The 20,084-nt window shown below is 67.8% G+C and carries 23 protein-coding genes; 10 read left to right on the forward strand and 13 right to left on the reverse strand.

Annotated features, from left to right (window positions below; translation table 11 throughout):
* The first annotated feature begins 76 nt into the window (after window positions 1-76).
* Together DDQ50_RS02015 and DDQ50_RS02020 are read left to right on the forward strand one after the other, a co-directional pair.
* Entirely contained in the window at window positions 77-271 is a 195-nt protein-coding gene (locus DDQ50_RS02015) for a DUF3073 domain-containing protein (RefSeq protein ID WP_116755059.1), read from the forward strand.
* A gap of 32 nt (window positions 272-303) precedes the next feature.
* Window positions 304-792 (forward strand): hypothetical protein, encoded by a 489-nt coding sequence (locus DDQ50_RS02020; protein ID WP_116755060.1) that lies wholly within the window; start codon window positions 304-306, stop codon window positions 790-792.
* 78 nt (window positions 793-870) lie between these two features.
* Here DDQ50_RS02020 and DDQ50_RS02025 read toward each other — a convergent pair whose 3' ends face one another.
* From DDQ50_RS02025 to DDQ50_RS02035, 3 genes are all read right to left on the reverse strand, one after another.
* The gene (locus DDQ50_RS02025) at window positions 871-1,191 is read right to left on the reverse strand and encodes a MarR family winged helix-turn-helix transcriptional regulator (RefSeq protein WP_116755061.1); all 321 of its coding nucleotides are present in this window, start codon (window positions 1,189-1,191) and stop codon (window positions 871-873) included.
* Between the two features lie 255 nt (window positions 1,192-1,446).
* Window positions 1,447-1,728, reverse strand: coding sequence for a hypothetical protein (locus tag DDQ50_RS02030; protein WP_116755062.1), 282 nt, complete (start codon window positions 1,726-1,728; stop codon window positions 1,447-1,449).
* Window positions 1,725-1,910 (reverse strand): hypothetical protein, encoded by a 186-nt coding sequence (locus DDQ50_RS02035; protein ID WP_116755063.1) that lies wholly within the window; start codon window positions 1,908-1,910, stop codon window positions 1,725-1,727. Before DDQ50_RS02035 ends, DDQ50_RS02030 begins: the two co-directional genes overlap by 4 nt.
* Before the next feature lie 187 nt (window positions 1,911-2,097).
* Between DDQ50_RS02035 and DDQ50_RS02040 the strand changes: the two genes are divergently transcribed.
* Window positions 2,098-2,637, forward strand: coding sequence for a MarR family winged helix-turn-helix transcriptional regulator (locus DDQ50_RS02040; protein WP_116755064.1), 540 nt, complete (start codon window positions 2,098-2,100; stop codon window positions 2,635-2,637).
* A gap of 112 nt (window positions 2,638-2,749) precedes the next feature.
* Entirely contained in the window at window positions 2,750-3,556 is an 807-nt protein-coding gene (locus DDQ50_RS02045; RefSeq protein WP_116755065.1) for an Fpg/Nei family DNA glycosylase, read from the forward strand.
* Window positions 3,557-3,568: 12 nt separating this feature from the next.
* Here the strand turns inward: DDQ50_RS02045 and DDQ50_RS02050 are convergent, their stop codons facing one another.
* From DDQ50_RS02050 to DDQ50_RS02065, 4 genes are read right to left on the reverse strand one after another with little or no spacing between them, the layout of a single operon-like run.
* Complete coding sequence (locus tag DDQ50_RS02050; protein ID WP_465252661.1) at window positions 3,569-5,932, reverse strand: beta-xylosidase/alpha-l-arabinosidase; 2,364 nt, start codon at window positions 5,930-5,932, stop codon at window positions 3,569-3,571.
* Between the two features lie 56 nt (window positions 5,933-5,988).
* Window positions 5,989-6,864: a carbohydrate ABC transporter permease gene (locus DDQ50_RS02055; RefSeq protein ID WP_116755066.1), complete on the reverse strand. Its 876-nt coding sequence runs from the start codon at window positions 6,862-6,864 to the stop codon at window positions 5,989-5,991.
* Window positions 6,861-7,853: a carbohydrate ABC transporter permease gene (locus tag DDQ50_RS02060; protein WP_116756036.1), complete on the reverse strand. Its 993-nt coding sequence runs from the start codon at window positions 7,851-7,853 to the stop codon at window positions 6,861-6,863. Before DDQ50_RS02060 ends, DDQ50_RS02055 begins: the two co-directional genes overlap by 4 nt.
* Window positions 7,854-7,888: 35 nt before the next feature.
* Window positions 7,889-9,175, reverse strand: a complete 1,287-nt coding sequence (locus DDQ50_RS02065; protein WP_116755067.1) for an ABC transporter substrate-binding protein — start codon at window positions 9,173-9,175, stop codon at window positions 7,889-7,891.
* 291 nt (window positions 9,176-9,466) lie between these two features.
* Here DDQ50_RS02065 and DDQ50_RS02070 point away from each other — a divergent pair, with 291 nt between their 5' ends.
* A complete protein-coding gene (locus tag DDQ50_RS02070) occupies window positions 9,467-10,471 on the forward strand; it encodes a LacI family DNA-binding transcriptional regulator (RefSeq protein ID WP_116755068.1) in 1,005 nt (334 codons plus the stop codon).
* Between the two features lie 196 nt (window positions 10,472-10,667).
* On the opposite strand, the gene purM is transcribed toward DDQ50_RS02070, so the two are convergent.
* Complete coding sequence (gene purM, locus DDQ50_RS02075; RefSeq protein WP_116755069.1) at window positions 10,668-11,768, reverse strand: phosphoribosylformylglycinamidine cyclo-ligase; 1,101 nt, start codon at window positions 11,766-11,768, stop codon at window positions 10,668-10,670.
* A 90-nt stretch (window positions 11,769-11,858) separates the two neighbouring features.
* Between purM and purF the strand changes: the two genes are divergently transcribed.
* Window positions 11,859-13,316 carry an amidophosphoribosyltransferase gene (gene purF / locus DDQ50_RS02080; RefSeq protein WP_116755070.1) on the forward strand — a complete coding sequence of 486 codons (1,458 nt, stop codon included), beginning with the start codon at window positions 11,859-11,861 and terminating at the stop codon, window positions 13,314-13,316.
* On the opposite strand, the gene DDQ50_RS02085 is transcribed toward purF, so the two are convergent.
* Window positions 13,309-13,953 carry a hypothetical protein gene (locus DDQ50_RS02085; RefSeq protein WP_116755071.1) on the reverse strand — a complete coding sequence of 215 codons (645 nt, stop codon included), beginning with the start codon at window positions 13,951-13,953 and terminating at the stop codon, window positions 13,309-13,311. The two genes, purF and DDQ50_RS02085, sit on opposite strands and share 8 nt — an antisense overlap.
* Before the next feature lie 110 nt (window positions 13,954-14,063).
* On the opposite strand from DDQ50_RS02085, the gene DDQ50_RS02090 reads away from it, so the two are divergent.
* Window positions 14,064-14,420, forward strand: coding sequence for a hypothetical protein (locus tag DDQ50_RS02090; RefSeq protein WP_116755072.1), 357 nt, complete (start codon window positions 14,064-14,066; stop codon window positions 14,418-14,420).
* A gap of 77 nt (window positions 14,421-14,497) precedes the next feature.
* A complete protein-coding gene (locus tag DDQ50_RS02095) occupies window positions 14,498-14,911 on the forward strand; it encodes a cupin domain-containing protein (protein ID WP_116755073.1) in 414 nt (137 codons plus the stop codon).
* A gap of 99 nt (window positions 14,912-15,010) precedes the next feature.
* Here the strand turns inward: DDQ50_RS02095 and DDQ50_RS17160 are convergent, their stop codons facing one another.
* The 3 genes from DDQ50_RS17160 to DDQ50_RS02110 form a co-directional block, all read right to left on the reverse strand.
* Window positions 15,011-16,405: a hypothetical protein gene (locus DDQ50_RS17160; protein WP_165829659.1), complete on the reverse strand. Its 1,395-nt coding sequence runs from the start codon at window positions 16,403-16,405 to the stop codon at window positions 15,011-15,013.
* A 154-nt stretch (window positions 16,406-16,559) separates the two neighbouring features.
* The gene (locus DDQ50_RS02105) at window positions 16,560-16,892 is read right to left on the reverse strand and encodes a hypothetical protein (protein ID WP_116755074.1); all 333 of its coding nucleotides are present in this window, start codon (window positions 16,890-16,892) and stop codon (window positions 16,560-16,562) included.
* Window positions 16,889-17,299, reverse strand: coding sequence for a sterol carrier family protein (locus DDQ50_RS02110; RefSeq protein ID WP_116755075.1), 411 nt, complete (start codon window positions 17,297-17,299; stop codon window positions 16,889-16,891). The genes DDQ50_RS02105 and DDQ50_RS02110 overlap by 4 nt, the downstream gene beginning before the upstream one ends.
* A gap of 51 nt (window positions 17,300-17,350) precedes the next feature.
* Here DDQ50_RS02110 and purD point away from each other — a divergent pair, with 51 nt between their 5' ends.
* Window positions 17,351-18,628 carry a phosphoribosylamine--glycine ligase gene (gene purD / locus DDQ50_RS02115; protein ID WP_116755076.1) on the forward strand — a complete coding sequence of 426 codons (1,278 nt, stop codon included), beginning with the start codon at window positions 17,351-17,353 and terminating at the stop codon, window positions 18,626-18,628.
* Window positions 18,625-19,476 (forward strand): phosphoribosylaminoimidazolesuccinocarboxamide synthase, encoded by an 852-nt coding sequence (locus DDQ50_RS02120; protein ID WP_116755077.1) that lies wholly within the window; start codon window positions 18,625-18,627, stop codon window positions 19,474-19,476. The genes purD and DDQ50_RS02120 overlap by 4 nt, the downstream gene beginning before the upstream one ends.
* A 21-nt stretch (window positions 19,477-19,497) precedes the next feature.
* Here the strand turns inward: DDQ50_RS02120 and DDQ50_RS02125 are convergent, their stop codons facing one another.
* On the reverse strand, window positions 19,498-20,073 hold the full coding sequence (locus DDQ50_RS02125; RefSeq protein ID WP_116755078.1) for a TetR/AcrR family transcriptional regulator: 576 nt from the start codon (window positions 20,071-20,073) through the stop codon (window positions 19,498-19,500).
* Between the last annotated feature and the right edge of the window lie 11 nt (window positions 20,074-20,084).

The following is a 20,084-nucleotide window of genomic DNA, read 5'->3' on the forward strand; positions in this document are numbered from 1 at the left end:
GCGAGTTTTTCGCATTCCCTGTTGAGGTCCGCCGAAGTATTACCCGCCGGCGAAGAGTGGTGAGGGGGTCACGCACATGGGGCGCGGCCGTCAAAAAGCAAAGCACACCAAGGTGGCACGCGAGCTGAAGTATTTCAGTCCGGCCACCAACTACGACGCGCTCGAGCGCGAGCTCGGCACGGGCCCCGGCCCGGGTGATGCCGAGTACGACAAGTGGGCGGAATACGCCGAGGAGTCCGCGGAGAACCGCGACGAGTCGCGCAGCGCCTGAATTCCCGCCACGAGATCGTCGAGTGAACTGACGTGATCGAAGACTGGAGCGACTTCTTCGTCGCGACCGTCGGCGCAGCCGCCGCATTGGCCGGTCTCATCATCGTGGCGATGACCGTCAACATTCAGACGATCCTCAAATCGCCATCCATGCCCTCACGGGCGGGCGCGACGATCGGGTCGCTGGTGCTGCTGGTCGTCGTCGGTGCTGCGTCGCTCATCCCGTCGATCACCGGCGAGTGGCTCGGCGTCGCGGCACTGGTGGCTGTCGCCGGTCAGGCGGTCTTCGCGGGCCGGTCGGCGTACATGCTGTTCCGCCACGACCGTCTGGCACCCCGTGGACTCAATGGCGTGAAGGCCGTGCTCGCGGTCGTCGAGATCGTTCCGTTCATCATCGGCGGAGTCCTCCTCGTCACCGGCGCGACCTCGGCGGGGATGGTCGCCGTGGCGATCGGATTCCTCCTCGTCTTCGTCCTGGCCGCGATCAACGCCTGGGTTCTGCTCGTCGAGGTACTTCGCTGACACCGGTCCCGCGAGACTGCCCTACCGGGAACGCACGGAACCTGCCTCGAGCAGATCAGGTCGCCTGAAACGACCTGCTCAGCACTCGCGACTCATCTCCTCGGTCACCCGGCGGAGGAACAGGCTCACCAGTTCGGCCTCTTCGGGGGAGAGATCATTCGCGAGATCGCGGATCCGCGCCGTCAGAGGATCGACGTCGTCCGGGTCCTGGGTGGTGTCGTCGGGGATGACGAGCTTGCGCCTGCGGTCGCCGGGATGATCCTCGCTGTGGGCGAGTCCGGTGCGCTCGAGCCGTTGGATCAGCGCGGACACCGACGCCGACGTGATCTGAAGATGCTCGGCGATCTCCTTCGGGCTGATCGGATCGCCGCTCTTCGCGCGTTCGAGGATGAGGCGCATGGCGGTGCGATCATTGTCGCTCGGCCCGCAGTCCCCCTGTCGGCGTCGCGCGAGGTGCGCTTCGGCGCGACGAAGGTCTTGGACCGCCCATGCCGCGTCGACTGAGGGCGTTACTTTCGTCTCTGAAGTCGATGAAGCTTCCACAGACGCCTCCGTAGGCCATCAAATGCTAGACAGCCTACGCTTATTAACGACGAGTGGCGCCGCGATCCAGCCTCTACGGAGTGCGGATGCGATTGCCTGCCCCGGGTTCGGTCAGCCGCCCATCGTCGCGCCGGCCATGATTCGCTTCAATCCGCGCAACTCCGATTCCAGCTCCGGGCCGGTTATCTCGCCGGCGAGATAGGCGGCGCGACTCTCGACGAGGTCGCGCGTCAGCCGATCGGCGAGGGCTGGCGATTTCCACCTCAGGTCCGAGAGCTCCTCGAGAAGTCGACTGACTGCAGCGGAGTCGCCCCTGACTGCAGCTCGGATGGGCCGCCCCTGACTCGGGACGACGGTCGGGGCCGCGTCATGGGCCGACAGATAGAGAGTCACAGTGCCGTCAAGCCGATCAAGGCGAGCACGAGGGTGACCGCACCGAGGATTCCGCCGGCGACGACCACCGCTTGAGCCGGCGACTCCTGCGCCAGCGCGCGAACCTGCACGACCTCGAGGAAGGCGTCGGAATGATTGTCGGAGGCACGAACCGGTGGGGGCGCCGGGAGATCGACGGACATCGTCTCGCCTTTCACTAGTCGGACTAACTGCTAGACAGACTAGCTAGATTTGCGAAGTTCGCCAGACCGCGTATCTGAGTGTCGGCCGTGAATCGTCTCGACGGCAGGGTTCGGGTCGCGCGGCTCGAAATGACTCGACTCCATCGCGGAGGATCCACACAGCCCTGGCGGGATCTAACATTCTGGGATGGGCCGCCCTCACGACGACGACGCGTCCGGGTACTGGTACTCCGACGCCGAGGCCGCCTCCCCTGTGGAGCTGTTGAATCTTCTGCGCCGCTACCGCGCAGCGGAAGTTGCCATGCGCGCTCGCACACGCGCCTCGATGAAGATGAACGAGACGGACCTTCTCGCGATCAGATACCTTCTCCGCGAAGCTCGAGCGGGTCGTCACGTGAAGAACCGCGATCTGGCGGAGCGGCTCAACATCTCGTCGGCCTCCGTGACGGTCATGCTCGATCGACTCGAGCGCAGCGGCCACATCGAGAGGCGCCCGCACCCGACGGATCGGCGGGCGATCGTCGTGGTGGCCACGACCGACTCCGACCGCGAGGTCAGGGAGACGCTCGGAGAGATGCACCAGAGGATGCTCCACCTGGTTGAGGACATGACGGACGGCGAGCGACTCACGGTGGCCCGCTTCCTCGCCGGCATGACAGCCGCCGTCGAAGAGGCCAAGGACCTCGACGCCGAGCTCCGAGAGATCGTCCGCGATTCTCGGGCGTGATCAGCCAGTGGAACGCTAGTTCGCACGGCTACAAGAGTGTCTAGGAAAACAATCACCGCGTCATCTCGAGCGATACGAACGTTTTCGCGAGATGAGATGACGGAGGGCACCCGTGCCTGAAGGCGACAGCGTGTACCGACTCCGCGCGCGCCTCGCCCCGGCTACGACGGGGAAGACGATCGTGGCGGGCGAGCTGCGTTCCGGTCCCGCCGCCGGGACGAGTGTCGCCGGTGCGCGCCTCATCGATTACGGAACCCACGGCAAACACCTGATGATGCGGTTCGACACCGGCAAGACGCTTCACACCCATCTGCGGATGCAGGGCTCGTGGACGATAACGGGCGCTGGCCGCACCCTTCCACGGCGTGAACTGCACCGGGTGAGGGTTCGCATGCTCTTCGACGACTCGACGACCCTGTGGGGAATCGACGTCCCCGTCGTCGAGCTGCTCCCCACCGCCGAGGAGCGCTCGGTGCTCGCTCACCTCGGGCCGGATCCGCTCAGGGACGACTGGGATCCGGCCATCGCTGCAACACGGTTGAGGTCGGATCCCGGCCGGGCGTTCGTGGCGGCCCTGCTCGACCAGCGGAACCTGGCCGGTCTCGGCAACCTGTGGGTGAACGAGCTGGCGTTCCTGACGGGGATCAACCCGTTCGCGCCGGTCGGGGCCGTCGATGTCGACGCCCTCGTCGAGCGGGCGGCACGGTCTCTGCGACTCTCCGCCACCGTCCCGGGGATGTACCAGGTGACGACTGGCGACACCAGGAGAGGCCGCTCGCACTGGGTCGCCGGTCGCGCCGGGCGCCCGTGTCTGCGATGCGGCACCACGGTGCTCGTCCGGGCCGAGGCGGTCGCGGATCCACAGCAGCGACGCACGTGGTGGTGTCCGAACTGCCAACCGATGCGGTCGAACACCTGACGGGCGACCGCGTCACCTCGGTTCGAGGACGGGCTGGGAGGAGCTGACGAACGGTGTCTCGGGTTCCACCTGCTCCGCGTCGCTGACGACGACCTCGACGAGACGCTCGTCAGCGATCGTCACCCGGTAGACGGGTCCGGTGATCGCGAGCGCCGTCTCGGTCTCCCGCTCCGCGCAGGAGGGGCCGACCCAGAGCTCGACATCACCGGGCTCGACGATGCGCTGGTAGGCGGCATCGCTGAAGGCGAGGCGGCTCGTCGGGACCCGGAAGGAGACCCGCACCTCGGCGCCTGGCTCGAGGTGGACGCGCTGATAGCCCAGCAGTTGCGCCACCGGGCGCGTGACGCTCGCGTAGACATCGTGGGCGTACAGCTGAACGAGATCGGTGCCCGCGCGCGGGCCGGTGTTCCGCACCGTGACCGTCGCCGTGAACGCATCGCCCGCGGCCACCTCGGACGCATCCAGGTCGAGAGCGCTGCGTTCGAATGTCGTGTAGGTCAGTCCGTGACCGAACGGGAGGACGGGCGCGCTGTCGGCGCTCGTCACCTCGGAGGCGCCGCCGAGCAGGGGGTGCAGGTAGGAGAAGGGCTGCGCACCCGCGCTCCGCGGAAGCGACACGGGCAGATGGCCGGATGGCGCGACCCTGCCGGAGAGCACGCCGGCGATAGCCGACCCGCCTTCCTCCCCGGGGAAGAACGCCTGGACGACCGCGGCCGGGGCGGCAGGCCCGGAAACCGCCCAATCGATGGCGTACGGTCGGCCCGTGAGAAGCACCATGACGACGGGCGTGCCTGTCGCGATGATCGCCTCGACCAGGTCGCGCTGAACTCCCGGAAGATCGAGACTCTCGACGTCATTGCCCTCGCCGACCGTCCCGCGGCCGAACAGGCCGGCCCGATCCCCCACGGCGACGATGGCCAGGTCCGAATCCTGCGCCGCTTGGAGAGCAGCGGCGAATCCGGATCGATCGTCGCCCTCGACCGCGCAGCCTTCCACGACGGAGAACTCGCTGCCGGGAAGCTCATCGCGCAGCGCCTCGGCCAGGGTGGGGATGTCGAAGCCGAGCGGAACGTCGGGGTGATGGGCGAGCACGTGGTTCGCGAACGAGTAGCAGCCCATGAGCGCCTCGGACGAATCGGCGTTGGGACCGATCACCGCGATGCGGCGACCCGACGCGCCGACCGCACCGGTGAGCGGCAGGACGCCGTCGTTGGTGAGCAGCACCAGAGACTCCTCGGCGAGGCGACGGGCGATCTCGCGGTGCTCGGGGGTGTCGAGGTCGATGGTCCGAGGCGGAGAGGCGAAGTCGGCGTCGAGCAGTCCGAGCTCCTCCTTCTGAGCAAGAACGCGCAGCACCGCCTGATCGACCAGAGCTTCGTCGGCGAGACCCGCACGGATCCTCTCCCGCAGGGGCGCGAGGTAGGCGTCGCCGCTCGGCAGCTCCATGTCGATGCCCGCGGCGAGCGCCAGCTCGGCGGCGACCCCCTTGTCGGCTGCGACCGCATGGGTGAGATGCAGGAAGGCGACCGCGAAGTAGTCGGAGACCACGACACCGTCGAATCCCCACAGCTCGCGCAGGATCCCCGTCAGGTACTCCGGTGTCGCGGCGACCGGCATGCCGTCGATCTCGGCGTACGAGTTCATGACCGACCTGGCGCCGCCGTCGAAGAGCGCCATCTCGAACGGCGGGAGGAGGACGTCGGCGATCTCCCGCCGCCCCATGTGCACGGGCGCGTGGTTCCGTCCCGACTGCGAGGCGGAGTAGCCGACGAAGTGCTTCAGCGTCGCGTGCACCCCTTCGGCCTGCAGTCCCTTCACATACGCGGTCGCGATGGTGCCGACGACGTACGGGTCCTCGGCGATGCACTCGTCGACGCGTCCCCAGCGCGGATCGCGGATGACGTCGAGCACCGGCGCCAGCCCCTGATGGATGCCGAGCTCGCGCATCGAACCTCCGATGAGACGCGCCATCTCCTCCACCAGCTCGGGGTCGAAGGCGGCTCCCCAGCCGAGCGACGTCGGGAAGGTCGCCGCCTTCCACGCCGCGAGACCCGTGAGGCATTCCTCGTGCACGAGAGCGGGGATGCCCAGCCGCGTCTCCGTCTGCAACCGCCGCTGCTCAGCCCACAGCCACTCGGCCCGCTCCACCGGATCGACCGGCCGCGTTCCGTAGACCCGGGTGAGGTGGCCGATACCCGACACCGTCGCCTGGTCGTAGCGGCTCGACGACTTCATCTCACCCGCCATGGGAGCGACGACGTCGCCGCCCTGGTCGACCCAGTAGCCGACGATCTGGGCGAGTTTCTCCTCGAGCGTCATCCGGGCGTGCAGGGTACGGACACGATCGGACACCGAGGGCAGGCTTGTGACGGTCACGGCCTTCTCTTTCTTTAGCAGGAATGGAACAGGGCCGTACGGGCCGGGGTGAGGCGTCAGCCCTTGACTGCCCCGGTCAGGCCGCCGACGATGCGGCGTTCGAACACGCTGAAGAAGATCAGCGCTGGGATCATCGACAGGGAGGTGAAGGCGAGGACCTTCGCGGTGTCGACGGAGTACTGGGACGAGAACGCCTGCACCCCGAGAGGCAGCGTGAACACCTCGGAGTTGTTCAGGATGAAGAGGGGCAGCAGGTAGCTGTTCCAGGCCGCGATGAAGGCCAGGATCCCGACGGTGATGACACCGGGAGTGGCCAGGGGCACCACCATCCGCCAGAAGAACCCGATGCGGCTGCAGCCATCGATGAAGGCGGCTTCCTGGATCTCATCCGGGATCGCCCGCAGGAACGGGACGAGGATGATGATGGTCGTCGGAAGCGCGAAGGCGATCTGGGGCAGGATCACCCCCGGCAGGGAGTTCATCAGTCCGAGGTTCTTGATCACGATGTAGAGCGGCGTGATCGCGACCGTCATCGGGAACATGAGCCCCGCCGCGAACAGTGCGTACATCGCCCCGCGTCCACGGAACCGGTAGCGGGCCAGCACGTAACTGGCCATCAGACCGAGCACCACCACTCCGACGGTCGTCGCGGTGGCGGAGATGATCGAGTTCAGCACCTCCTGCCAGAACACCCCGCCCGTCAGCACGTCGAGGTAGTTCCCGACGTTCCACGGGCTGGGCAGACCCGACGGGTCGGTGGTGATCTGCGAGTTGGTGCGGAAGCCCCCGATGATGATGAAGGCGACCGGCGCCAGCATCGCGATGATCACGACGACCGCCACGACATAGGCGACGGGGGTGCCCCAGCGCCGCGGTGTCTTGGCGACGGAGATCTGCCGCTGAGGCGGCTTCACTGCGGTCAGGGTGGTCATGGGGTCTTCCCCTTCTCAGTCAGCGCACCATCGGTGTCGCGCCGCAGGACGAATCGCTGGTAGACGAGGGCGACGGCCAGCGAGATGAGGAACAGCACCACGGCGACGGCGTTGCCATAGCCGTAGTTGCCGGCGTTGCGCCCGTTGGTCACCAGATAGGTGGCCATCGTCGAGGTGCCCGCCGTCGAGGAGACGTACTGACCCCAGATGATGTAGACGAGATCGAAGAGCTGAAGCGCCCCGATGATCGACAGGAACGCCCAGATGCGCAGCGTCGGCGCGAGGAGGGGGAGCGTGATCCTCCGCTGGATCTGCCAGTAGGAGGCGCCGTCGATGGCCGCCGCCTCTGACAGCTCCTCGGGGATGCCCTGCAGGCCGGCGAGGAACAGGATCACCGCGAACCCGACGTACTTCCAGGTGATGATCACCATGAGCGACCAGATCGCGATGTCCGGATTCGACAGCCAGTCCTGTGTGAGCGAGCCGAGACCGACCTTGTCGAGCAGCCCGTTCACGGCGCCGTTCGTCTGGAGCATGAGGCTCCACCCGGTGCCGACGACGACCTCGGAGATGACGTAGGGCACGAAGATGAGCACACGGATGACGGACTGGCCGCGCAGCTTGCGGTTCAGTAGAAGCGCCAACAGGATCGCGGCCGGCCCCTGGAGCACCAGGGACAGCACGACGATGATGCCGTTGTGCTGGACCGCCGCGATGAACGTGGGGTCCTGGATGATCGTGAGGTAGTTCTTGAACCCCACGAAGTCGGTGGGGATCCCGTAGCCCTGCCAGCTGAAGAAGCCGTAGTAGGCCGCCATGACGACGGGGAAGATGACGAAGCCCAGGAAGACGATGAGGGCGGGGCCCGTGAGCAGAGCGATCTCGAGCCGTCCGCGCCAGTCGGTCTTCCGACGGCGGGGTGCCGGGGGCGGCGTCACAGCAACGCCGCCCCCGGCTGTTCCGAGATCAGTCTGCGAAGGGTTCTGCAGGGCAGGACTCTCGCGTACTGACACTTTCCCTCGACCTACGCCTTCGCTGCTGCAGCGTTGACGGCCTCGACGAGCTCCTCGGGGCCGCCCTTGCCTGCGAGCAGGTCGACGACTCCGACGTTCAGCGCGTTGCCGACGTTCAGTCCGTAGACCGTGTCGAGCCACTGCGACACGTACGGAGCTGCGTTGTAGGCCTCGAGGATCTGCTTCAGGTACGGCTCGGTGACCGCCTCCTGAGCGACGGTGTTGACGGGCGGAGCGTTGAACGCGGCGTAGTACTCCTTCTGGACATCGGCCGTGCCGATGTAGTTGAGGAAGTCGACGCACTCGGGCGGAGCCGAGGCGGAGCACGAGTAGCCGTCGACGCCGCCGAGGATGGAGCCGGGCTCACCCTCTCCGCCGGGGATCTCCGGGAAGGGGAACCAGGCGAGGTCGGGGAGGGGCTTCTCGTCGGGGGTCAGCGAGGCGATCACTCCCGGATCCCAGGCGCCCATGAGCTCCATGCCGGCCTGGTGGTTGGCGAGCAGACCCGCCGAGCTGCCGGCGCCCTGCTGCGCGGAGGTCGTCAGGAAGCCCTCGTTGAACGGCTCGGTGTCGGAGAAGGCCTGCAGGTCCTCGCCCGCCTTGATCCAGCACTCGTCGGTGAACTCCATGTTGTCCGCCGCGTCGGCGAGCGTCTCGGGGCTGCACTCGCGGAGGGCGAAGAAGTAGTACCAGTGCGCGGCCGGCCAGGCGTCCTTCGCACCGAGGGCAACGGGCTGGACGCCCGAGTCCTTGAGCTTCTGCACCGCGTCGTCGAGTTCGTCGATCGTCGTCGGGTTGGCGGTGATCCCCGCCGCGTCGAAGAGGTCCTGGCTGTAGAACAGGCCGCCGGGGAGCACGGCGACCGGCATCGCGTAGAGCTTGTCGTCGAGCGTGTTCGCGGAGAACGATCCCTCGGGGATCTCGCTGGTCACCTCGTCGGACACCTTGCCGGTGAGGTCCATGACCTGGCCTGCGGCCACCATCGCCGCCATCTTGCCTCCGCCGCGCTGCAGGAAGATGTCCGGGGCGTCACCCGAGTTCAGTGCGGTCTGCAGCTTGCCGTCGAGGTCCTCGTTCTGAATGGACTGGACATCGATCGTGACGCCGGGGTTGGCCTTCTCGAAGTCCGCGGCGGTCTTCTTCCAGAACGCCTGACCGGCACCCGTCGTCGAGTTCTGCCAGAGCGTCATCGACACTCCGTCACCCGAATCGCCCGAGCCTCCGCCGGCACATGCGCTGAGCATCAGCGCCCCGACTGCAAGGGTCGCTGCCCCTGCGAGAACCTTTCTAACCTTCATTGGTTCCAACCTGTCTCTTCGTTGAGTAGCGCTCCGCGGGGGCGAAGCATCTGGTGTTTCCCGCCCGGCGAGGGCGGTGCTGTGGCGAAGGTCTCCGCCTCATGGCCGCATCAGCCGAGTCTCGACGCACCTTCGGAGCGGCTGCCGGCAGCGAAGAGAGCGCGCGGTAGCCAATCGAGTACAACGTCGTAAACCCGAATGAAATCACGGATGCGAGTAATGGTGAGCGCTCCCACCGGCACTGTCAAACGTTTTCGAAATCCTTTTCGGAAAACGGTTACGATGGCGCCCATGACCCGCCGACCGACCATCAGCGATGTCGCGGCCGCCGCCGGCGTCTCGATCGCGACAGTCTCGAAAGCGGTCAACGGTCGCTACGGCATCTCGAGCGAGACGTCGCAACGAGTGCTGCAGGTGGTGGCCGAGATGGGGTACGAATCCAGCCTCGTCGCCAGCAGCATGCGCTCGCGGCGCACCGGGGTGATCGGTGTGCTCGTGGCCGACTTCGAGCCCTTCAGCGCCGAGATCATGAAGGGAGTCGGCATCGGGCTGCGAGACTCCAGCTACGACCTCCTCGCCTACGCCGGCTCACGTCAGGGGGACAGCGAGGGGTGGGAGCGTCGCTCCCTCAGCCGCCTCAGCGGCACCCTGATCGACGGGGCGATCGTCGTCACCCCCACCGTCGTGACGACGTCGGCCGAGGTGCCGATCGTCGTGATCGAGCCCCACACCGGGCACGCCGACAACCCGACGATCGAGTCCGACAGCTTCGGCGGCGCACTGCAGGCCACCCGCTACCTCGTCGAGCTCGGACACACCCGGATCGGATTCCTCGGCGGACGACCCGACCTGCGTTCCGACGGTCTGCGCGACGCCGGGTATCGACGCGGCCTCGCCGAGGCGGGCATCCCCTACGACCCTCGGCTGGTTCGCAGCGGTTTCTACCAGGAGGCCGCCGCCCGCGGCCCGGCCGTCTCGCTTCTGACGCTCCCGCAGCGGCCGACGGCGGTCTTCGCCGCGAACGACCTGTCGGCGATCGCGATCGTGAAGGTCGCCACCGAACTCGGGATCGATGTGCCGCGGGACCTGTCCGTCATCGGGTTCGACGACATCCCCGAGGCCTCGCAGATGAACCCGCCGCTCAGCACGATCCGCCAGCCGATGCAGAAGCTCGGAGGTGCCGCCGCGGGTCTGCTGCTGGCCCTGATGGCGGGCGAGTCGCCCGAGGCGACGAGGATCCGGTTGCCCACCCGACTGGTCAAGCGGGCGACGACGGCGCCGCCGCGGCGGGCGTGAGGCTGCATTCCGGTACGGGAATATCCGCGGTGTAGCGCTTCGACGGGCTCAGCGGGCGGCCTGGCGCGTAGGTCCACGACCCCGCCCACTGAGCGCAGCGACGTGAAGGCCGCACCAGCGACGCCTGCTGAGCCCGTCGAAGCGAAGATCACCGCCCGCCCACTGAGCGGAGCGAAGTGAAGGACCTCGCGAACCCTCAGCCCGCGTAGGCCCCGACGAGCCTGACGGCTCCCCCGTCGACGCCCTTGGCGCCCTGCTCGAACGCGGCGAGGTCGCGAGCTCCCGAGCCGACGAACCCGACTTCCCAGGACTCGATGCCGAGGGTTGCGAGCGTCGCCGCGACCGCGCCGGCCACTTCGGGATCGACGACGGCGAACATGCCGACACCGAGGTTCCAGGTCTCCTCGTGGTCGGTCACCGAGGTGCGCGAGATCGAGCTGAGCACCTGGAAGACGGAGGGCGGCGTCCAGGTCGATCGGTCGACCTCGGCCCAGGTGCCGTGCGGAAGCACGCGGGCCAGGTTCGCCGCGATTCCTCCGCCGGTGACGTGGCTGAAGGCGTGGACCGCGTCGGCCGCGATCGGGTCGTTGAGCAGCTTGAGGAGCGCCGCCGTGTAGAGCCGAGTGGGCTCGAGCAGCGCCAGCCCGACGGGACCACCGAACTCGTCGAGGTCGTCGGTGTATCCGATGCCGGCGTCGGAGAGGATCTTGCGGACAAGCGAGAAACCGTTGCTGTGCAGACCCGACGAGGCCATCGCGATGATCGCGTCGCCCTCGCGGACCTTCTGCGGGCCGAGCAGGCGGTCGGCCTCGACGACGCCGACGGCAGCGCCGGCCAGGTCGTACTCATCCGCGCCCAGTAGGCCGGGGTGCTCGGCTGTCTCGCCGCCGACTAGCGCTGTCCCGGTCGCCTCGCAGGCGCGCGCGACTCCGCCGACGATCTCGGCGATGCGTTCGGGAACGAGCTTGCCGCAGGCGATGTAGTCGGTGAGGAACAGGGGCTTGGCGCCGACGACGACGATGTCGTCGACGATCATGCCGACGAGGTCCTGCCCGACGGTGTCGTGCTTGTCGAACGCCTGCGCGATGGCGACCTTCGTTCCGACGCCGTCGGTGCCTGACGCGAGAAGCGGCTTGCGGTAGCCGAGCAGTGCTGTGGCGTCGAAGAGTCCGGCGAATCCGCCCACTCCGCCGAGCACTTCGGGGCCGTGGGTGCGGGCGACCGCGGCCTTCATGAGTTCGACCGCGCGGTCACCGGCGGCGGTGTCGACACCGGCCTCTGCGTAGCTGTTCGCCATCGGCTGTGGGCTCCAATCGCCGGAGGCCGCCCGGGCCATGGCAGACTTGCTCGGTAAGCCACCACTCTACGGTCTGGAGCACCCGGCTCAATGTGCGGCATCGTCGGCATCGTCTCGTCCGAGCCCGTCAACCAAATGGTGTACGACTCTCTTCTCCTGCTGCAGCATCGCGGCCAGGATTCGACGGGTATCGCCACGGTTGAGGGCAGCACTCTCCACATGGTCAAGGCCAAGGGGCAGGTGCGCGAGGCCTACCGCACGCGCGACATGCGCTCGCTGCCCGGGACTCTCGGCCTCGGCCACGTGCGCTACGCCACGAAGGGGTCCGCGTCGAACGACGAGGAGACGCAGCCGTTCTACGTGAACGCGCCGTACGGCATCGTGCTGGTGCACAACGGCAACCTCACCAACACGCGCGAGCTGACCGATGAGCTGTACCGCATCGATCGGCGCCACCTCAACACGTCGAGCGACACCGAGCTGCTTATCAACATCCTCGCCAACGAGCTGCAGTCGCAGATCGGTCCCGGCGAGCTCGATCCCGATCAGCTATTTACCGCGGTGTCGCGGGTTCACGAGCGGGTGGAGGGGTCGTACGCGACCATCGCGCTGATCGCCGGCCACGGGCTGCTCGCCTTCCGCGACCCGTTCGGCATCCGGCCGCTCGTGCTGGGTCGCCGCGCGGGCGAGAGCGGCGGCGTCGACTGGATCGTGGCATCCGAGACGGTTGCGCTCGAGAGCCAGGGCTACGAGACCGTCCGCGAGGTCGATCCGGGCGAGGCGATCTTCATCACCTCGGACGGCGAGTTGCTCAGCCGTCAGTGCGCGAAGAATCCGACGCTCATCCCGTGCTCGTTCGAGTACGTGTACCTGGCGCGTCCCGACTCGGTCATGAACGGCATCTCGGTCTACGAGGCCCGTCTGCGTCTCGGCGACCGCCTCGCCGACACCGTCGCCGCGTACACGCCGATGGGCGACATCGACGTCGTCATGCCCATCCCCGACTCGTCCCGCCCCGCGGCCATGCAGGTCGCGCAGAAGCTCGGCATCGAGTACCGCGAGGGGTTCTACAAGAACCGCTACGTGGGCCGCACGTTCATCATGCCCGGGCAGGCGCAGCGCAAGAAGAGCGTGCGTCAGAAGCTCAACGCGATGGGGACCGAGTTCAAGGGCAAGAACATCTTGATCGTCGACGACTCGATCGTGCGCGGCACGACGTCGAAGGAGATCGTCGACATGGCCCGCGCGGCCGGTGCGAACAAGGTCACCTTCAGTTCGGCTGCTCCCCCGGTGCGCTACCCGCACGTTTACGGCATCAACATGCCGAGCCGTCGCGAGCTCGTCGCATTCGACCGCAAGATCCCCGAGATCGCTCGCGAGATCGGCTCGGACTACCTGATCTATCAGGAGATCGCCGACATGGAGGCCGCCATCCTCGAGGGCTCGTCGGTGTCACGCCTGGAGAAGAGCTGCTTCGACGGCGACTACGTCACCGGCTCCGTCAGCGAGGAGTACCTCCGCTGGGTGGAGGCCACCCAGCTCAGCTGACCTGGTCCCGCGCTGTCCGGACCCTCGACACGGCATCGACGAACGCGTCGGGCGCCCGGCGCAGAAGAAATCCGGAACGGACGTCGAGTCCGAGCTCGAATGTGCTCTGGTCGACGTGGCCGATGCGCAGAACCGCACCGGACGCGGGCCCGAGTCTGGCGACAGCGTTCGAGAGAACGGGTGCCACCGCAACGTGGGAGATCTGGTCCCACGGGATGGTGGTGATGACCTCGTCGGATCTGACCACCCTCCTGAACTCCACTCCGCGGTCGGTCAGAGCGACGAGTCCGATCGTGAAACTCGAGATGCTCGACCCGCTCGACAACGGGTCGTCCTTCAAGAACTTCGTGAGACCCGGGACTGCGTTCACCACCCATGCTGCATGGATTCCCGGCGACCTCCGGAGGTCTCGGAGGCTCAGAGCCATCACCCCGAAGTAGCCGAGGTAGATCAGAACGATCACGGCCACGTTGATCAGCAGGAGGGCGGACTTCGGAAAGTCCTCGCTTTCGCGCAGTCCGAGGAACTGGAATACAAGTAACACCACGGCGGCCACGGTGCTGACGATCGTGATCGTGAGCAGCCCGGGGTCGCGCCGGGGCGGCGGGTTGTACGAATCCAGGTCGGCGGGAGTCATCGCCGCAACCTCATCGACGCGGGTCGACGAGGCCGCCCCGATCGGGCGAGTTCATCGCACCCACACCGCCTCGTGTGGCTGAGACGGATTTCGCGTCCTAGCCTCGTGCCATGGAGGTCGCCGAAACGGTGTTCCCGTGGCTCAGCTGCGGCGTCGCCCTGTTCGCTGTTCTCGCGCTCCCGCTCTCGCTTCGCAAGCCGAACCGGCTGCGCGACCTGCAGTTGACCTTGAACGCCGAGCCCAACGGCTACGTGGTCTTCGGAGTGCTACTCGGTATCACCGCACTCGGATCGGCTCTGCTCGGAGTGGTGCTCGTCGGGAATGGCTTCGCCTACGCCTGGGGTATCTTCGCGATCGCCGCCGCGCAGCTGGTCGTGATCGGCCAATACATCGTCATCGCTCGGCTCCCGTTCCCGACCTTCCATGAGGACGAAGACCCGGAGACCGACGAGATTGCGCCAAAGTAGGGCGCCCACTCCGCCTTCGTCGCCTGCTGCCCCGGTGATGTGACCCGCGAGGCGCGGGCTCTGTCGACAATCAAGGCATGACCGATCCCAGAGAGCCAGCTCCGACCAGAGACGCTCGGCAGGACGCCGTCTCCATCCCCGACGTGCTGGAAGGGTTGACCGCGTTCTGGTCGCAGCAGATCGTCGGCCAGGCCAACGAGACGCTGCTCAAGGTGGCGAAGGGCATAGGGTCCACCAACTGGCACTCGCATGATGATCAGGACGAGACGTTCCTGGTCTTCGACGGCAGCCTCACAGTGCAGCTGCGCGATCGCGACGTCGTCCTCGGACCCGGCGACCTGTTCATCGTGCCTCGAGGAATCGAGCACTGCCCGACCGCGGATCTGGAGACCCGTTTCCTCATCCTCGGCACGAGTATCACCTCCAACGCCGCGGGCGGTAAGCCCGATTGGAGCTACGGCGACTCGGGTCCCGACACCTCTCCGCGCTGACCTCTGCGCAGATCAAGAAGATGGTCGTCGGATCGCGCGACGTCCGCCGATTTCGACCCGGATCGGGCCCGATCTCCTCGATTCGTGTCGGAGGGCGGATCAGGCGCGGGTGCGGCGGTTCGCGGTGAGGGTCAGCGCCCCGGCTCCGAGCAGCAGCGATGCGAGGATCGTCCACGGCGCGAGTTCGAACCCGGTGTCGGGCAGGCGCGGCGCGCGGGCGGCAGCGGGGGACGCCGAACGGTAGGCGCTGATGCCGTACTTGTTGGCCGAGGCGATGTCGACCGTGTAGGTCTGCGCCGGGTCGAGCCCCGAGATGTCCGTGCTCGTGGCGCTGCCCGGCAGGTTGAAGCGCTGCACAACCGCGCCCGACGAGTCGCGGACCCGCACTAGGCGGTCCGTCACCGTGACGCTCTCGAGGTCGGCCCAGATCGCCGACAGTAGACCGTCGCTCGACGACGTCGTGGACACCGTCGCAGGGGCCGACGGTGCGGCGGCGTTCGCGGTGACCCGGATCTGGCCGGTCGCGTAGTCGTAGCCGACCGTGCGGCCCAAGAAGAACTTATTGCCCGTGTTGAGGTGCCCGTCGGTGATCGTGTTGTAGACCGAGAACGAACCCGGACCCGAGTCGACGGCGAGCCAGCTCGCGAACGAGGTCGCGCCGGTCGAGGCCGCGAAGGCCACCGAGGTACCGGCATGCAGGTGACCGATCTTCGTCTGGGTCGTGGCAGTCGTCGGCGAGGTGATGTGCGCGTAGGGCGCGAACGCCGCACCCGCGACGATGCCGCCCGGTGCACCCGTGTCGATGGTGGTGGCCTGGCACACCGATTCCTGCTCGATCTGCCAGCACAGGTCGATCGGCTTCTCGTAGACCGGGTACGCGGCACTGTTCGGATAGCTCAGGCCGGTCACCGCCGCTGCCAGCAGAACGGTCGTCGACGAGCCGGCCGCTGCCGGTGCACCCAGGGTCAGCGTCCCGCTGGTGTCGCCGAAGTTCAGTGTGTGACCGGCCGACAGGGTGGTGTCGTCGAACTGGAGGAACGGGCTGTACCACTTCACCGTCGTGGAGGTTCCCGAGTCGATCGCCTCGTCGAGCCCCTGACTGATGCCCAGGACACCGTCGATACCGGGCATCGCGCAGCCGGTGCAGCCGCTGCCGTCGAGGAAGTTGATGCCGGTCGCGGTGTTGCCGCCGATCGAGAAGTCGGCAGTGGACACGGTGCCGACGACACTCGACCCCACGTAGGTGACCGACGCTGTGGCGCCTGTCGCGACCGCTCCGGCAACGGGCGAGTACATGACGAGGGCTTCGGAACCGGTGTCGAGGACGACCGTGTAGGGGTCGGGGTCACTGCCGAGCAGGATCTCCACCGTCGGGTAAAACGATCCGCTGTCGCCGGTGTCGGCGAACGTCACCGGGATATCACCGGGTGCGGCAGCGGCAGGCGTCGCCCCTGCCAACGCGGATGCGGCGACCAGAGCCGCTCCCACTGCCAACGCCGACACCCTCGCGAAACGGCGCACAGAACCCATCTCGAAACCCCCCGGTCCGCGCCCCCGCGGACATCCTGCTACCCAGAGATCTTCACGGGCGATCGTCACGCTATCAGGGCGCAAACGGGGGCGCCGGGAGGCTCAGCCCCCGCGCGTCTCAGAGCTGCGAGCCGGCCTCGTCGTCGTCGCCGTTCTCGCGCTGCCGGACGACCTCCACCTCGCGGGCGTTGCGTCGAGACGCCCGGTCGACGATCAAGGCGACGACCGCGCCGGCGGCGCCGAAGACGACCGCGGCGATCAGGAGCAGGAAGCCGAAGATCTGCAGGGGCCCGAACTCCCCGTCGGCGGGGAACGCGAAGGTGAGGATCAGCGCCACGATCGCGCCGACGATCACCCCGGCCAGCACAAAATTGAAGATGCGCGGGGAGCGCCTCACCCGTGCGGTGACGCGTTCGGTCTCGTCACGAGGGGCTTGGGGTTCGTCAGTCATGGCTGGTCAAGTCTCGCCGATTCGGGAGGCGACTCAAGAACGGAGGGGAAACCGGCGATGGGCAGCTGCTCGGACAGGTCGGCGCGCAGACCGGACGCGTGCACCCGAGCCGTCTCGACAGCCTGCTGCCAGGTGAGGGCGCCACCCGCGAGAGCGAGCCACGTCGCGGCATCCATCTCGACGACGTTGGGCGGTGTGCCGCGGGTATGGCGGGGGCCCTCGATGCACTGCACCGCCGCGAACGGGGGCACCCGCACCTCGACGGTGTTGCCCTCGGCCCGTTCGGCGAGGAGCTGCAGGGTGAAGCGGACGGCAGTAGCGAGATCCTGTCGGCCCGCGTCGGGGTCGGCCTGCACACGAGAGACGGCCGACCAGCCGTCCTCGTCGGAGATCCTCGCCCGAGCCACGGCTCAACGCTACTCTCCGCGCCCGACAGCTCCCCCCGATAGCCTGGGACGGTGCGAATCCTGGTCCTCGGCTCCGGTGCCCGCGAGCACGCCATCGTCGACGCCCTCACCAGGTCGGGCGGTGAACACCAGGTCGTGATCGCGCCCGGCAATCACAGCATCGCCGAGACCGCGACGATCGTCGGCATCTCCGACATCGAGGACGGCGACGCGGTGTCCTCGTTCGCTCTTGAGAACGCGATCGATCTCGTTGTCGTCGGGCCAGAAGCCCCGCTCATCGCGGGGGTTGCGGATGCGCCGCGCGAACGCGGGATCCCCGTGTTCGGTCCGAGCAGGGCCGCGGCCCAGCTCGAGGGCAGCAAGGCGTTCGCGAAGCGGATCATGGCGGAGGCCGGAGTACCGACCGGACGGGCGACCCGGGCCGGGACGCTCGCGGAGGCCGAGCACGCGCTCGCCGAGTACGGGGCGCCCTACGTCGTCAAGGCCGACGGGCTCGCCGCGGGCAAAGGCGTCCTCGTGACGGCCGATCTCGAGGCCGCGACCGCGCACGCACGCCACTGGCTTGGTCACGGGCCGGTCCTCATCGAGGAGTTCCTGTCGGGTGACGAGGTGTCGCTGTTCTTCCTGAGCGACGGGCACGACGTGCTGCCCCTCAGTCCCGCGCAGGACTACAAGCGCCTTCTCGACGGGGACGAGGGCCCGAACACCGGCGGAATGGGCGCCTACTCCCCGTTGCCCTGGCTCGCGGACCGATTCGGCACCGAACAGGACTTCGTCCAGCGGGTCCTCGATGACGTGGCCCAACCCGTCGTCCGCCAGCTCGAGCACGAGGGCACCCCGTTCATCGGCCTCCTCTACTGCGGCCTCATCGTCGACGGCGACCGCATCAGCGTCATCGAGTTCAACGCCCGCTTCGGCGACCCCGAGACCCAGGTCGTGCTCCCCCGACTCGAGACCCCTCTCGGCGACCTGCTGCTGGCCGCGGCATCGGGCGAGCTGGCAGGACGGGACTGGCCGGAGTTCTCCGACGATGTCGCGGTCGGCGTCGTCCTCGCCAGTGAGGGCTATCCCGAGGCCCCTCTCACCGGACGGCCGATCACCGGATGGCAGCAGGCACTCGCGGTGCCCGGCACGCGGATCGACCACGCCGCAACCGCCTGGAGCGACCATCACAACGGCCTCGTCGCCACGGGAGGGCGAGTGCTCACGGTCGTCGCGACCGGCGGCGACTTCACCGAGGCCCGCGAGCGCGCGTACCAGGCGCTGTCGCACCTGAGACTCGAGGGCGGACAATTCCGCTCCGACATCGCCGCGAAGGTCACCCGATGAGTGCCGCCGAGATCCCCGGCTGGGCCCACACCTATTCGGGCAAGGTCCGCGACCTCTACCGCCCCGAGGACGGCGACACCGGAGTCCTGCTCGTCGTCGCGAGCGACCGGGTCAGCGCCTTCGACCATGTGCTCGAACCCGGCATCCCCGGCAAGGGCGAGCTGTTGACCTCGCTCAGCCGCTGGTGGTTCGACCACCTTCCCGTGCCGAACCACCTCATCGAACCGCAGCGCCTTCCCGTCGAGGTCGAGCGCCGGGCGATGCTCGTGCGCAGCCTCGACATGTTCCCCATCGAGTGCGTCGTCCGCGGGTACCTGTCCGGCAGCGGATGGGCGGAGTACCAGCAGTCCCAGAGCGTCTGCGGCATCGGCCTCCCCGCCGGGCTCACCTCGGGCGACCGTCTGCCGGTGCCGATCTTCACGCCCGCGTTCAAAGCGCCGATGGGCGAGCACGACGAGAACATCACCTTCGCTCGAATGATCGAGATCGTCGGCGCCGATGCGGCATCGGAGCTCCGCACCCTGTCCCTCGACATCTTCCAGCGCGCAAGCACGATCGCCGAGTCGAAGGGCGTCATCCTCGCCGATACGAAGTTCGAGTTCGGGCGGGACACCGACGGGGTCATCCGACTGGCCGACGAGGTGCTCACGAGCGATTCGAGCCGCTACTGGGATCAGGAGGCATGGGTGGCGGGGGTGCGCGGGCAGAGCTTCGACAAGCAGATCGTCCGCGACTGGCTGTCCGCCCACTGGGACGGCACCGGAACGCCCCCACCACTGCCCGATGAGATCGTCGAGCGCACGTCGGCTCGCTACGCCGAGCTGCTCGACCGCTTCACCGGCGCCTGACCCGACGACATGACGGGCGGTTCAGTCGATCGGGGCTGAGCTGCTGAGCGCCGCGGCGATGGTGCGGATTCCGAACGCGAACGCCTCATCGACGTCGCCGCCCATCCGGAAGGCGCCTGCCAGCTCCATGCTGATGAAACCGTGGGCCCAGGCCGTCACCAGGCGCGCGCCGTCGAGTCCTCGGTCAGGGCCGGTCAGTGTCTCGACCGCTTCGAAGACCGGTTCACCGGCCCGTGCGAGCGCTTCGGGATCGAGGCCCGACGAATCGGGGGCGCCCGCGAAGACGAGTCGGTACGCAGCAGGGTGCTGACGCGCGAAGGCACGGAAGGCGGTCGCCAGCGCGGCCAGGCGGTCGCGTACGTCGCCACCGGTGTCCGGGACCTCCCGGAGCGCGGATCGGAGCTCGGCGAGCGCCGACTCCGCGACGAGCGCGATGAGGTGCTCCCGGTTGGTCACGCGCTTGTAGAGCGACGGCGCCTTGACCCCTACGCGCTGTGCGACAGCCTGCATGGTGAGGCCGGTGAGTCCGTCGGTCTCGAGGATCGAGGTGGCGGCGTCGACGATCGCATCGAGAGAGGTGCGGTCCGGTGTCGGCATGGTTCTCCAGC

The sequence above is a fragment of the Amnibacterium flavum genome (assembly GCF_003097495.1).
Lineage (GTDB): Bacteria > Actinomycetota > Actinomycetes > Actinomycetales > Microbacteriaceae > Naasia > Naasia flava.